The sequence below is a fragment of the Halalkalibacter lacteus genome (assembly GCF_036663595.1).
In the GTDB taxonomy this organism is placed as follows: Bacteria; Bacillota; Bacilli; order Bacillales; family Bacillaceae_D; genus Halalkalibacter; species Halalkalibacter lacteus.
Map to the genome: position 1 here is coordinate 45,716 of NZ_JAWRVL010000002.1, position 13,791 is coordinate 59,506.

At 39.4% G+C, this 13,791-nt stretch carries 10 protein-coding genes, 1 pseudogene and 1 other annotated feature; all 11 genes and pseudogenes read left to right on the top strand.

The genetic code is table 11. From position 1 onward, the window contains the following. The first annotated feature begins 8 nt into the window (after positions 1-8). The 11 genes and pseudogenes from SAZ04_RS01695 to carB all read left to right on the top strand — a co-directional run bounded on the left by SAZ04_RS01695 (position 9) and on the right by carB (position 13,786). On the top strand, positions 9-485 hold the full coding sequence (locus SAZ04_RS01695; protein WP_332690084.1) for a DivIVA domain-containing protein: 477 nt from the start codon (positions 9-11) through the stop codon (positions 483-485). A 67-nt stretch (positions 486-552) separates the two neighbouring features. Further along, positions 553-769, top strand: a binding site (T-box leader). 55 nt (positions 770-824) lie between these two features. After that, a complete protein-coding gene (gene ileS / locus SAZ04_RS01700) occupies positions 825-3,581 on the top strand; it encodes an isoleucine--tRNA ligase (RefSeq protein WP_332690086.1) in 2,757 nt (918 codons plus the stop codon). A gap of 403 nt (positions 3,582-3,984) precedes the next feature. Beyond that, complete coding sequence (locus SAZ04_RS01705) at positions 3,985-4,635, top strand: TraR/DksA C4-type zinc finger protein (protein WP_332690089.1); 651 nt, start codon at positions 3,985-3,987, stop codon at positions 4,633-4,635. A gap of 72 nt (positions 4,636-4,707) precedes the next feature. Beyond that, a complete protein-coding gene (lspA, locus tag SAZ04_RS01710; RefSeq protein WP_332690092.1) occupies positions 4,708-5,175 on the top strand; it encodes a signal peptidase II in 468 nt (155 codons plus the stop codon). Further along, positions 5,175-6,089, top strand: coding sequence for an RluA family pseudouridine synthase (locus SAZ04_RS01715; protein ID WP_332690095.1), 915 nt, complete (start codon positions 5,175-5,177; stop codon positions 6,087-6,089). The genes lspA and SAZ04_RS01715 overlap by 1 nt, the downstream gene beginning before the upstream one ends. 195 nt (positions 6,090-6,284) lie before the next feature. After that, positions 6,285-6,845, top strand: coding sequence for a bifunctional pyr operon transcriptional regulator/uracil phosphoribosyltransferase PyrR (pyrR, locus tag SAZ04_RS01720; RefSeq protein ID WP_332690098.1), 561 nt, complete (start codon positions 6,285-6,287; stop codon positions 6,843-6,845). An 85-nt stretch (positions 6,846-6,930) separates the two neighbouring features. After that, positions 6,931-7,104, top strand: a pseudogene (locus SAZ04_RS01725) (solute carrier family 23 protein); the annotation flags it as partial. Between the two features lie 178 nt (positions 7,105-7,282). Beyond that, entirely contained in the window at positions 7,283-8,197 is a 915-nt protein-coding gene (locus SAZ04_RS01730) for an aspartate carbamoyltransferase catalytic subunit (protein WP_332690101.1), read from the top strand. Positions 8,198-8,210: 13 nt separating this feature from the next. After that, complete coding sequence (gene pyrC, locus SAZ04_RS01735) at positions 8,211-9,491, top strand: dihydroorotase (RefSeq protein WP_332690104.1); 1,281 nt, start codon at positions 8,211-8,213, stop codon at positions 9,489-9,491. Beyond that, positions 9,488-10,576: a carbamoyl phosphate synthase small subunit gene (locus SAZ04_RS01740; RefSeq protein WP_332690106.1), complete on the top strand. Its 1,089-nt coding sequence runs from the start codon at positions 9,488-9,490 to the stop codon at positions 10,574-10,576. The genes pyrC and SAZ04_RS01740 overlap by 4 nt, the downstream gene beginning before the upstream one ends. A gap of 18 nt (positions 10,577-10,594) precedes the next feature. Beyond that, on the top strand, positions 10,595-13,786 hold the full coding sequence (gene carB, locus SAZ04_RS01745) for a carbamoyl-phosphate synthase large subunit (protein ID WP_332690109.1): 3,192 nt from the start codon (positions 10,595-10,597) through the stop codon (positions 13,784-13,786). The last annotated feature ends 5 nt before the right edge of the window (positions 13,787-13,791 follow it).

Below are 13,791 nucleotides of genomic sequence, written 5' to 3' on the forward strand. Positions count from 1 at the left end.
TGGCATATATGCCTTTAACCCCTTTAGACATCCACAATAAAGAATTTACAAGAGGGTTTCGTGGTTATGATGAAGATGAGGTTAATGAATTTCTAGATCAAGTTATAAAAGATTACGAAGCAGTTCTTCGTGAAAAGAAAGACTTGTTTGAACAAGTAACAGTTCTAGATGAAAAGCTTGAGCATTTTAAAAATATTGAAGAAACACTTAATAAATCAATTCTAGTCGCTCAAGAGGCTGCAGAAGAGGTAAGAAGCAATGCACAGAAAGAAGCGCAGCTTATTGTGAAAGAAGCAGAAAAGAATGCAGATCGAATTATTAATGATGCACTTTCTAAATCAAGAAAAGTGATGATGGATATGGAAGAGTTAAAAAAACAAGCATCTGTTTACAAAATGAGGTTTAAAATGTTGATAGAAGCTCAGCTTGAAATGCTTCAAACGGATGATTGGGATGGAGTAACCGAAAAAGAGGAAGTGCGATAATTTTTTGCTGATGAGCTTGCACTTCTCAAAATGCTATCATATAATGGTATTCATTAAATGAATGTTGATAAAGACGATGAGAGGGACGAGTACAATGTATTAAACGTGCTTAGCGATTCAGGGTTGGTGGGAGCCTGAACACGTTCACATTGGAAAATCACCCTTTAGTTTTGCACTGAAATAAGAGTAGGATGCAACGTGTTATTCCCGTTACGAATGAATGAGTGGAGAGTATGAATACTTTTCAACAGGGTGGTACCACGGGTTAACTTCTCGTCCCTTTTTGGGAGGAGGAGTTTTTTTGTGTTTTTTATAAATTGATCTAGGAGGAAAGCAGAAATGGAATATAAGGATACGTTATTGATGCCTAAAACAGAATTCCCGATGCGTGGGAATTTACCGAATCGAGAACCAGAAAGACAAGAAAAGTGGAAGGAAATGGACATTTATCAAAAAGTTCAAGATCGCACAAAAGGGCGTCCATTATTTGTCTTGCATGATGGTCCTCCGTATGCGAATGGTGATATTCATATGGGGCACGCATTAAACAAGATTTTAAAAGATGTCATTGTACGTTACAAATCAATGAGTGGATATCATGCTCCTTACGTACCCGGTTGGGATACTCATGGTTTGCCGATTGAAACAGCCCTTACTAAGAGCGGAAAAGTGAATCGTAAATCAATGAGTGTTGCAGAATTTCGTAAGCTTTGTGAAGAATATGCTAAAAAGCAAATTGACAGACAACGTGAACAGTTTATGAGACTCGGTGTTCGAGGTGACTGGTGGAATCCATATGTTACGCTCGATAAAGCATATGAAGCACAGCAAATAAAAGTGTTTGGTGATATGGCAAAAAAGGGTTATATCTATAAGGGGAAGAAGCCTGTATACTGGTCTCCATCATCAGAATCAGCTCTTGCTGAAGCTGAAATCGAATACCAAGATAAGCGTTCTCCTTCAATTTACGTTGCGTTTCCTGTAAAAGATGGAAATGGGGTTCTCAAAGGAGATGAGAATATCATCATCTGGACAACGACTCCTTGGACAATTCCTGCAAACTTAGGAATTGCTGTTCATCCCGAACTTGATTATAACGTAGTCAATGTTAATGATAAAAAGTATGTGGTCGCAGCTGGACTTCTTGAAAAACTTCAAAAAGAATTTGAGTGGGAGAAGCTAGAAGTCTTAAAAACAATAAAAGGTGCTGAGCTTGAATTTGTGAAAGCCACACACCCTATTTATGGTCGTGAGTCTTTAGTTATATGTGGAGATCATGTCACCTTAGATGCTGGAACTGGCTGTGTTCATACAGCACCAGGTCACGGGGAAGAAGATTTTATTGTTGGTCAAAAATACGGTTTGGATGTATTATGTCCTGTTGATGATAAAGGACATATGACAGAAGAAGCACCTGGATTTGAAGGTCTATTCTATGATGCAGCTAATAAATCGATTACGGAGAAACTTGAGGAAGTAGGAGCTTTAATGAAGCTTACTTTCATTACTCATTCTTATGCACACGATTGGCGCACAAAAAAACCAGTTATTTATCGGGCAACTGCGCAGTGGTTTGCATCGATTGAAAACTTCCGTAGCGAATTATTAAAAGCGATTGAAGAAGTAGAGTGGCTTCCTAAATGGGGCGAAACAAGGTTATTTAACATGGTGCGTGACCGTGGCGATTGGTGTATTTCTCGTCAACGTGCTTGGGGCGTTCCGATCCCGGTGTTCTATGGGGAAAATGGTGAGCCTATTATTACAGATGAAACGATCGAACATGTATCGCATTTGTTCCGTGAACATGGTTCAAATGTCTGGTTTGAATGGGAGACAGATCAATTGTTACCGGAAGGATTTACTTCGGAGCATAGTCCAAACGGGACATTTACACGGGAAATGGACATCATGGATGTTTGGTTTGATTCAGGTTCTTCTCACCAGGCTGTATTGGAAGAACGAGATGAGCTTAATCGTCCTGCTGATTTATACCTTGAGGGTTCAGACCAATATCGTGGTTGGTTTAACTCGTCACTTTCAACAAGTGTTGCTGTAACAGGGAAAGCCCCGTATAAGGGTGTGTTGAGTCACGGGTTTGCTCTAGATGGAAAAGGGCGTAAAATGAGTAAGTCAATTGGAAATGTTGTTGTTCCAAACGATGTTATGAAGCAACTAGGAGCAGATATCCTCCGTTTATGGGTTGCATCTGTTGATTATCAAGCTGATGTTAGGGTTTCAGATAAGATTTTAAAGCAAGTGTCTGAATCATACCGTAAAATTCGGAATACATTCCGCTTTTTACTTGGGAACCTACATGATTTTGATCCAGCAAAAGACTATGTAAACGACCTTGAAGGTGTAGACTTGTTTATGCTTGTCAAACTAAATGAAGTGATTGAAAAGAGCAAGCAAGCATATGATCAATATCAATTCTCAACCGTGTACCATACGATTCATAATTTCTGTACGATTGAATTAAGCTCATTTTATATGGATCTAGCTAAAGATACGCTCTACATCGAACATGCTGATCATCCATCGCGCCGAGCAATTCAAACGGTCATGTATGAGGTTCTAGTTGCTCTAACGAAGCTCGTATCACCAATTTTATCTCACACAGCTGATGAAGTATGGGAGAACATTCCTGCTGCTGAGGAAGCAAGTGTTCAATTAACGGATATGCCAGAAGTTAAAACGTTTGGTGATGTGGAAGGGTTAAAAGAAAAATGGAATCATTTCATGGTTGTTAGAGATGATGTATTAAAGGCACTTGAGCAAGCGAGGAACGAAAAGAAAATTGGTAAGTCGCTAACAGCAGCTATTACATTGTATTCTAGTGGTGATGTTAGAGAGTTACTTACAGCCATTCCGAAGCTTGAAAAATTATTTATCGTCTCTGGCGTAACGTTAGCTAGTGAAGCAAGTGATGCCCCTGTAGATGCAATTGCGTTTGAACAATTGGCAATTGTGGTAGAACCTGCTCAAGGTGAGACGTGTGAGCGTTGTTGGGTTGTTTCTGAAACAGTCGGGGAAAATCAGGAGCATGCCGGACTATGTTCATCATGTGCTGAAACAGTTACAACGCATTACGCTTAAATTTATTTAACAAAAAAAGATCTGCCCGATAGCTAATTAGCTGAGGGCAGACTTTTTTAATTTATCGTTAGAACTATAATGCTGCCGACATTTGACGCGTGTGTTTGGTTTCCTTTCCCCCTCTATTGATAAAAGTCTTTTTTATTGATTTTAAAAAGGCTTTGTTTGTGTGTGATCATTCTGGTTTAGTTCTATTGTGATTCCTAATTTGAATAAGATTTTTTCGTTTTGTGAAAAGATGAATGAGGAGCTTCATTTGAGGATTGCTGTGCTAAAGTGCCAGGTCCTTTATCTTGTATCAAAAAGCTGACAAATGTTGTGTTGGCTATTTCGCCATCAAGTGGTCACACTAAAAAGGAGCGTCAGACGACGTCTTGATTTGGTTCATTGGGGGAGATTGAAAATGACTGATTATACACAGATAAAACAGCAACTTCTCGACCGGAAAGCAAAAGTAGAAGAACGCATTCAAAAGCACTTCCAAGAAGAGCAATCAAGAACATTGTCTTTTTCAACAGGAGAACTGTCTCAATATGATAATCATCCTGCAGATACAGCGACTGATTTATATGAACGTGAGAAAGATTTCGCCTTACTTGAACAACTGGAAAGAGAACATGAAGAAATTGAGCATGCTCTCGCGAAATTTAATCATGGTACATTCGGCTTATGCGAAGCGACTGGCGAGGTAATTCCATACGAACGATTAGAAGCAAACCCTGCTGCTAGAACAGTGGTTACTGTAGCAGAGCATAATGTAACAAATGATCGACCATCTGAAGAAGATGTGTTAGATGGATTTAAGCGATTTAATTATGATAATGATGATAGAGAAACGGAATTTGATGCAGAAGATGCGTATCAATCAGTAGCTCAGTTTAATGAGAATTCGATGGTTTTTGAAGATTCATCACTTGACGAAAATGGAGAATTGGTTGGCTATGTAGAAGAAATTGAGGGCTTTCTTTCAACTGGAATAGATGGGTATACAGGTGATGAGGATGTCGTATTTCAACGCAACGTGCATTACGACCAATACTTGAACGGAAAGTAGGGGGTCATCCCCCTCTTTTTGTGCTATAATGCTAAACGTATGGAAAGATGTGGACAGAACGGGGGACTTACGTTGAAGTATTATTTATTAGCATTAGTCGTTATTATTATTGATCAAATTAGTAAGTGGATTATTGATAAACAAATGACCATTGGAGAAAGTATAAAGATTATCGAGGATGTCCTCTATTTTACATCGCACCGAAATACAGGTGCAGCATTTGGAATTCTTCAAGGGAAAATGTGGTTTTTCTATATTATAACGACAATTGTCATCATTGGAATCATTTACTATATGCAAAAAGAAGCGAAAAAAAGTCGGCTTATCGGAATCTCTCTAGGGTTAATCCTCGGTGGAGCTATTGGGAATTTTATTGATCGGCTGTTCCGTGGAGAAGTAGTAGATTTTGTTGATACATATATTTTCACCTATAATTTTGCTATTTTTAATGTGGCTGATGCAGCTCTTTGCATTGGTGTAGGACTATTGTTTATAAAAATGATAATTGATGAACGTAATCAAAAGAAGGAGCGCACGTAATGGAACGTTTTGAATGGACTGTCACAACGGATCAAGCACCCGAACGTATTGATAAATTTTTAACAACAATGAATGAAACTTGGTCTAGGACACAAGTGCAGATTTGGATAAAAGAAGAACATATCAAGGTGAATAATGGGAAAGTGAAAAGCAATTATAAGGTGGCTGAGGGTGATCATATAATTCTTGAGATACCTGAGCCTGAAGAGTTAGAAATCGTTGCAGAGAATATTCCTCTTGAAATCGTATTTGAAGATGAAGATGTAATTGTGGTGAACAAACGTAGAGGAATGGTTGTTCACCCAGCACCAGGTCATTACACAGGAACTCTTGTTAATGCCCTCATGTATCATTGTAAAGACTTATCAGGTATCAATGGTGTGATTAGACCAGGAATTGTTCATCGAATTGATATGGATACGTCTGGTTTAATAATGGTTGCAAAAAATGACCACGCACATGAGTCTCTTGTTGAACAATTAAAAGCAAAAACAACGCGAAGGTTGTATAAAGCAATTGTTCATGGAATTATTCCACATCAGCATGGTACGATTGATGCGCCGATAGGTCGAGATAAAAAAGATCGTCAGAGCATGACAGTAACCGAAGAGAATAGTCGTGATGCTGTCACACATTTTACTGTACTTGAAACGTTTGATCAATATACGTACGTTCAATGTGAATTAGAGACAGGAAGAACTCATCAGATCCGTGTCCATATGAAATACATTGGCTACCCTTTAGCAGGTGATCCGAAATACGGTCCGAAAAAGAAAACACTCGATATCGATGGGCAAGCTCTTCACGCTGCAGTACTTGGATTTATTCACCCTAAAACAGGAAAAGACATGCTTTTTGAAGCTCCAATACCAGAGGATATGGAGCAGCTGTTACATCTACTACGAACAAAATAAAACGATTGACAATTAGATGTTTTTAAGTCATACTAAATTAAAGAAATTAATAGTCCTTTAACTACAGTCCCGTGAGGCTGAGAAGGAAATGGATCGTATGAACTAGGCATACTTCTGCCTGTTTTCACTTACGTATTTTATCCTCTCATGTCTAAATGGACATGAGAGTTTTTCGTTTTCAAGGAGAATATGGAGGTGGAAAAATTGTCGCGTGTTATTTTAGATGAACAAGCAATAAGAAGAGCAACAACTCGTATTGCACATGAGATAATTGAACACAATAAAGGTGTTGATAATTGTATTCTGATAGGAATAAAAACCCGCGGAATTTACCTTGCAAAGCGATTAGCAGATCGCATAGAGCAAATTGAAGGTGCAAAAATACCAGTTGGAGAAATTGACATTACCCTTTATCGTGACGATCTAACAGTCAAGACGAATAAAGAAGAACCAATCTTACAAGGAACAGACATACCAGTTGATATTAGTAACCGAAAAGTTATTTTAGTGGATGATGTTCTTTATACAGGACGAACAGTTCGAGCTGGTCTTGATGCATTGATTGATATCGGAAGACCTGAGCAAATTCAATTGGCTGTACTAATTGATCGAGGACATCGTGAACTACCTATTCGACCTGATTACGTGGGCAAGAATGTCCCAACATCAAAAAGCGAAATCATTGTTGCGAAGGTAAAAGAAGTTGATTCATTAGATGAAGTAACCATTGAACAATATAGTAAAGTACCTCTTTAAATGAGTCCTGCGAGGCTGATAAAAGGGTCTCATTTTAAATCGTGTTAAGATACGGGTGGATATAACGTATACTCCAGATTTTATCATGGTTCCAATTGCAGAGCATATAGGAGATCAAATGGTACTAAGTAAAGTAGTTGGAAAGAACTTCATTAAAGAGGGTTTACATCGTTCGTTTTTAGGGGATGGAGTAGCAACCATTAGTGCATCTTTCGTTGGTGGTCCTGCTAATACAACTTATGGAGAAAATATTGATGTTTAAACCTGAGTAACAAAAGAAATAGTTCCCTTTAACGAGGTACAGAGAGACTTCAAAGGGGTTTGGTGGCGATGAGTTGATAAGACTACTCTCGTATCATATACCCTAAGAGTCGCTCACTCTCTAGGGTATTTTTTATGGGATTAACACACATATATACTAATGAGGAGGGGTTTGAATGGTGACAATGACAGAACAAAAAGCAGTCAGAGGAGAATTACTTACGTTAGAAACAATGTCAACAGTTGAAATTTCAAATGTTCTACAAGAGGCAGCGCATTTTGCAAATGGAAAAGAGTGGCGTCCGAATAAAGAGTTATTCATCGCAAATCTTTTCTTTGAGCCGTCAACAAGAACGCGCTATAGCTTTGAGGTAGCTGAAAAAACGCTAGGACTGCATGTTCTGTCTTTCTCAGAAGAGAGCTCGAGTGTTCAAAAGGGTGAGTCGTTACTTGATACGGTGAAAACCTTTGAAGCAATCGGTGCAAATGCTCTTGTCATCAGACACCCAGAGAATAACTATTATCAACATATCCGTGAACAAGTACAAATTCCAATTATAAATGCAGGTGACGGGTCTGGTCACCACCCAACTCAGTCTTTACTTGATTTACTAACAATCCAACAAGAATTCTCATCATTTTCTGGTTTGAATATTATTATTGCTGGTGACTTGCGTCATAGTCGTGTTGCTAGATCAAATGCCGACGTCCTCACAAGGTTAGGTGCAAATGTGAAAATTGCTGGACCGAGAGAATGGATGGCTGGATATGAACAGACTTATCAGTATGTGAATTTAGATGATGAATTGCCGAAAGCAGATGTAATTATGCTTCTCCGGATTCAGCACGAACGTCATGATGGAAAAATGCAATGGTCTAAAGAAAGTTACCATAATCAATTTGGGTTAACCATTGAGAGAGAAAGTCGAATGAAACAAAGAGCGGTCATCCTACATCCTGCACCAGTAAACCGAGGAGTGGAACTAGCTAGTGAACTGGTTGAATGTAGTCGTTCTAGAATTTTTAAGCAAATGAAAAATGGCGTTGCAGTAAGAAAAGCTGTTGTAAAACGAGCTCTTGAACAATACTAAGGGGGAATGAGAGATGACAATCAAACTAGAAGGCGGATTTATTTTAGCGGACGATGGTACTTTGGAGATAAAAGACGTATATATGGTGGATGGTCGTATTCAATTTAGTTCTCCTTCTACAGGGGAAGATTCAATTATAAATGTAGCGGGGAAATTAGTAACACCAGGGCTTGTAGATGCTCATGTACATTTACGAGAACCAGGTGGAGAACAAAAAGAGACGATTAATTCAGGAACGCGAGCAGCAGCAGCGGGTGGTTTTACAACCATTGCATCAATGCCGAACACAAGACCTGTTCCAGATACGAAAGAACAAATGGAATGGCTGCAGGGACGAATTGAATCAACTGGACATGTACGTGTCCTACCTTATGCTGCGATTACAACAAGACAATTAGGAAAAGAGTTAACCGATTTTGAAGCACTGAAAGAAGCTGGCGCCTTCGCTTTTACAGATGATGGAGTCGGAGTTCAATCTGCTGATATGATGCTACAAGCTATGAAAAGAGCAGCAGAAGTTGATATGGCAGTTGTTGCGCACTGTGAGGAAGATACTTTGATTCATGGTGGTTGTGTACATGAAGGGAAATTCTCAGCTGAACACAACTTACCGGCCATTCCATCAGTGTGTGAATCGGTACATATTGCACGGGATGTTTTACTTGCTGAAGCTACAGGGGCTCACTATCATGTTTGTCATGTTAGTACGAAAGAATCGGTTCGCGTTATCCGCGATGCGAAAAAAGCAGGCATTAATGTTACAGCTGAAGTATCACCTCATCATCTTTTGCTTTGTGAAGATGACATTCCAGGAATAGATACAAACTTTAAAATGAATCCACCATTACGAGCAAAAGAAGATCAAGAAGCTCTTTGGGAAGGTCTTTTAGATGGAACGCTTGATTTTATTGCAACAGACCATGCTCCGCATACAGAAGAAGAGAAGGCGGTTGGGATGGAACGAGCACCTTTTGGAATTGTTGGCTTAGAAACAGCTTTTCCATTGCTTTATACACATCTAGTAAAAACAGAAAAAGCTACATTGAAACAATTAGTTGACTGGTTGACAGTGAAGCCAGCGAAAACATTTAAGTTACAATCGGGTGTTCTAAATGAAGGTGAGATTGCTGATGTTACAGTTATTGATCTTGAAGAAGAACGGGCAATTGATAAAGAAACATTTCTTTCAAAGGGCAAAAATACTCCATTTGATGGGTGGGCTTGCTTTGGATGGCCAGTATTCACTTTTGTAGATGGGAAGCTTGTATTTGAGAAAGGACAGGTGAAAGCATGAAACGTCAACTAATATTAGAAGATGGCAACGTATTTATTGGAGAAGGATTTGGAGCAGATAAGGTCATGAGTGGAGAGGTCGTCTTCAACACAGGAATGACAGGTTATCAAGAAATTTTATCTGATCCATCATATTGCGGTCAGATCGTGACTATGACATACCCGCTTATCGGAAACTACGGAATTAACCGTGATGACTTTGAGTCCGTTACTCCAGCGATTAATGGGTTTATTGTTAAGGAATACGAGCCAGAACCAAGTCACTGGCGTGAAGAAGAATCTTTAGATACGTTATTACGTGCAAAGGATATTCCAGGACTCGCTGGGATTGACACACGTAAACTCACGCGTTTAATTAGGGAACACGGTACGTTACGTGGACGCATTTGTTCGTTAGATGTTGACGCGCAACAAGTAATTGAAGAATTAAAACAAACTACATTTGTACGAGATCAAGTTCAGCGTGTATCAACAAAATCACCTTATCACGCTCCAGGTAGAGGAATGAAAGTCGTACTTGTTGACTTTGGTATGAAGCATGGCATCTTACGAGAACTGATTGCAAGACAGTGTGATGTTGTTGTTGTTCCATATAATACAAGTGCAAATGAGATTTTACGTCTCCGTCCAGACGGAATTATGTTAAGCAACGGACCTGGAGATCCGGTTGATGTCCCTGAAGCTATTGAGATGATTAATGAAATTCTTGGACAAGTACCGATCTTTGGCATTTGTCTTGGCCATCAACTTCTTTCTCTTGCTTGTGGTGCAAAGACGAGTAAATTACGCTTCGGACACCGCGGATCGAATCATCCAGTTCGTGAAATCTCAACTGGAAAAATTGACATTACTGCTCAAAACCATGGTTACACAGTAGATCTTGATTCATTAGAAGGAACGGGTCTTGAATTAACTCATGTGGCTGTAAATGACAGCACTGTTGAAGGGGTAAGACATCTTGAGCACGCAGCATTTAGTGTACAGTACCACCCAGAAGCATCACCTGGACCACATGATGCAAACAGCTTATTTAATCAGTTCGTCACAATGATGGAAACAGAAAAGAAAGCAACTGTACTTGCCTAATCGAGGGGAGATTTAAAAATGGGAAAACGTAATGATATCAACAAGATTTTAGTTATTGGGTCTGGTCCAATCGTAATTGGGCAAGCAGCCGAGTTTGATTATGCAGGAACACAGGCATGTCAAGCGTTAAAAGAAGAAGGGTATGAAGTCATTTTAATTAATTCAAACCCTGCAACGATAATGACGGATACAACAATGGCTGATCGTGTATACATTGAGCCAATTACATTAGAGTTTGTTAGTCGCATCATTCGTAAAGAACGCCCAGACGGAATTGTCGCAACCCTTGGTGGACAAACTGGTCTTAACATGGCAATGGAACTTGATGAGTCTGGAATTTTAAAAACGTATAATATCGAACTACTAGGTACAGACCTCGACGCAATAAAACGAGCAGAAGACCGTGATTTATTTCGAACGCTAATGAATGAATTAGATGAACCTGTTCCGGAAAGTGAAATTGTTCATACGCTTGAAGAAGCACTTCAATTTATAAAAATAGTTGGCTACCCAATTATTGTTCGTCCTGCTTACACTCTTGGTGGGACGGGAGGCGGAATTGTTCATAACGAAGAACAGTTACGTGAAATTGTGACAAGTGGATTAAAGTATAGTCCAGTAACACAATGTTTAATCGAGAAAAGTATCGCAGGGTTTAAGGAAGTTGAATATGAAGTTATGCGCGATGCAAAAGATCAAGCAATTGTTGTGTGTAATATGGAGAATATCGACCCTGTTGGTGTGCATACAGGTGATTCAATCGTAGTTGCACCTAGCCAAACCCTAACCGATCGTGATTATCAGCGCCTTCGTAACTCATCGTTACGAATCATTCGCGCATTAGGAATTGAAGGTGGTTGTAACGTTCAATTTGCTCATGACGCAGATAGTGATCAATACTACATTATTGAAGTGAACCCACGTGTGAGTCGTTCATCTGCGCTTGCATCAAAAGCAACTGGTTATCCAATTGCGAAAATGGCAGCAAAAATTGCTGTAGGGTATAGCTTAGATGAGTTGATGAACCCAATTACAGGAAAAACGTATGCAAGTTTTGAACCTGCACTTGACTATGTGGTATCAAAAATTCCACGTTGGCCGTTTGATAAATTTGAGGCTGCCAATCGTACATTAGGTACACAAATGAAAGCAACTGGGGAAGTTATGGCAATTGGCCGAAATTTAGAAGAGTCTTTGCTGAAAGCTGTCCGATCGTTAGAAGCTGGATATGATCATATTTATGATACAAAAATTGCGAAAACAGAAACGGATGTATTAGTTAAACGATTAGATAAAACCGATGATGAGCGTCTCTTTGTCCTAGCTGAATTACTAAGAAGAAGTCAATCCGTTCAATCATTATGCGAGTTAACGAAAATCGATCGTTTCTTTATGCAAAAGATAGCAAGAATCGTTGCACTTGAAAAAGAATTAACGGCATCGATAGATAATCTTGAGTTATTACAAAAAGCAAAAGAACGTGGATTTTCTGATATTGCCATTGCAAGACTATGGAATAAAGAAGAGCGTGAAATTTACAATCTTCGTAAAGAGCAGAATATCCGTCCTGTTTACAAAATGGTTGATACATGTGCAGCTGAATTTGAATCAAAAACACCGTATTTTTACGGGACATATGAAGATGAAAATGAAGCAATTCAAACAGAGAAGAAAAGCATTTTGGTACTAGGCTCAGGTCCTATTCGAATCGGACAAGGAATTGAATTTGACTATGCAACGGTTCATACCGTTTGGGCGATAAAAGAAGCAGGCTATGAAGCAATTATCATCAATAATAACCCTGAGACTGTTTCAACAGATTTTAGCACGTCAGACAAGCTGTATTTTGAGCCGCTAACGGTTGAAGATGTTATGCATGTATATGAGCAAGAGCAACCAGAAGGAGTCATCGTTCAATTCGGTGGACAAACAGCGATTAATCTAGCTGATGAACTTGAAGCTAGAGGAGTTCCTATTATTGGTACGTCGCTTGAGAGCATGGACCGTGCAGAAGATCGTGATAAGTTTGAACAAACACTTCTGTCACTTGATATTCCGCAACCTCTTGGTCGCACAGCTACGTCTGTTGAAGGTGCGATAATAATTGCCAATGAAATTGGTTATCCAGTGCTTGTTCGTCCTTCCTATGTACTTGGTGGACGTGCTATGGAGATTGTGTACAAAGAAGAAGAGCTTTTGAATTATATGACGAATGCCGTAAATGTGAATCCAAAGCATCCAGTACTGGTTGACCGTTACTTAATTGGAAAAGAACTTGAAGTAGATGCGATTTCGGATGGTGAAAATGTCTTTATTCCTGGAATGATGGAACATATCGAGCGTGCAGGTGTTCACTCGGGTGACTCGATCGCTGTCTATCCTCCTCAAACAGTACCTGAAGATTTAAAACAAAAAGTGATTGATCGTACGATTGCGATTGCTCGAGGGTTAAATATCATTGGTCTATTGAACATTCAATTCGTTTGGCATAAAGATGAGGTATATGTTCTTGAAGTAAATCCTCGTTCGAGTCGTACCGTACCATTTTTAAGTAAAATAACTGGGGTTCCAATGGCTAACATTGCAACAAAAGTTATGCTTGGACAGAAATTGCCGGAGCTAGGATATGAAACGGGATATCAGCCTGAAGCACAAGAAGTATCAGTAAAGGTGCCTGTTTTCTCTTTTGCAAAGCTCCGTCGAGTTGATATCACATTAGGACCTGAAATGAAATCAACTGGTGAAGTTATGGGGCGTGATACCACTTTAGAGAAAGCCCTTTTCAAAGGGTTAATTGCATCAGGAATGAGTATTCCGACGCACGGTTCTGTCCTGTTTACTGTTGCTGATAAAGACAAAGAAGAAGCGCTGAGCCTAGTGGAACGATTCCATCAAATCGGTTTTGATATTCTAGCAACAGCAGGTACAGCAAGCTTTATTAAAGAAGCGAATATCCCTGTTACAGTTGTGAATAAAATTGGCGAAGAAAAACCAAATCTTTTAGACGTAATCCAACAAGGACAAGCTCAATTTGTTATCAATACGTTAACAAGAGGAAAGCAACCGGCACGTGATGGATTCCGTATTCGACGCGAAGCGGTTGAAAATGGAGTGGTTTGTTTAACGTCGATTGATACAGGCGAGGCTCTTTTACGAGTACTTGAGTCAATTACGTTTTCTTCTGAAAGTATGCCACAAATGCAAATGTAACAGAG

Bases quoted from the DNA above. Each gene is read 5' to 3' on its own strand.
- carB (WP_332690109.1), top strand. From the start codon at position 10,595: ATGGGAAAACGTAATGATATCAACAAGATTTTAGTTATTGGGTCTGGT.
- SAZ04_RS01705 (WP_332690089.1), top strand. From the start codon at position 3,985: ATGACTGATTATACACAGATAAAACAGCAACTTCTCGACCGGAAAGCA.
- pyrC (WP_332690104.1), top strand. From the start codon at position 8,211: ATGACAATCAAACTAGAAGGCGGATTTATTTTAGCGGACGATGGTACT.
- SAZ04_RS01740 (WP_332690106.1), top strand. From the start codon at position 9,488: ATGAAACGTCAACTAATATTAGAAGATGGCAACGTATTTATTGGAGAA.
- ileS (WP_332690086.1), top strand. From the start codon at position 825: ATGGAATATAAGGATACGTTATTGATGCCTAAAACAGAATTCCCGATG.
- SAZ04_RS01730 (WP_332690101.1), top strand. From the start codon at position 7,283: ATGGTGACAATGACAGAACAAAAAGCAGTCAGAGGAGAATTACTTACG.
- SAZ04_RS01715 (WP_332690095.1), top strand. From the start codon at position 5,175: ATGGAACGTTTTGAATGGACTGTCACAACGGATCAAGCACCCGAACGT.
- SAZ04_RS01695 (WP_332690084.1), top strand. From the start codon at position 9: ATGCCTTTAACCCCTTTAGACATCCACAATAAAGAATTTACAAGAGGG.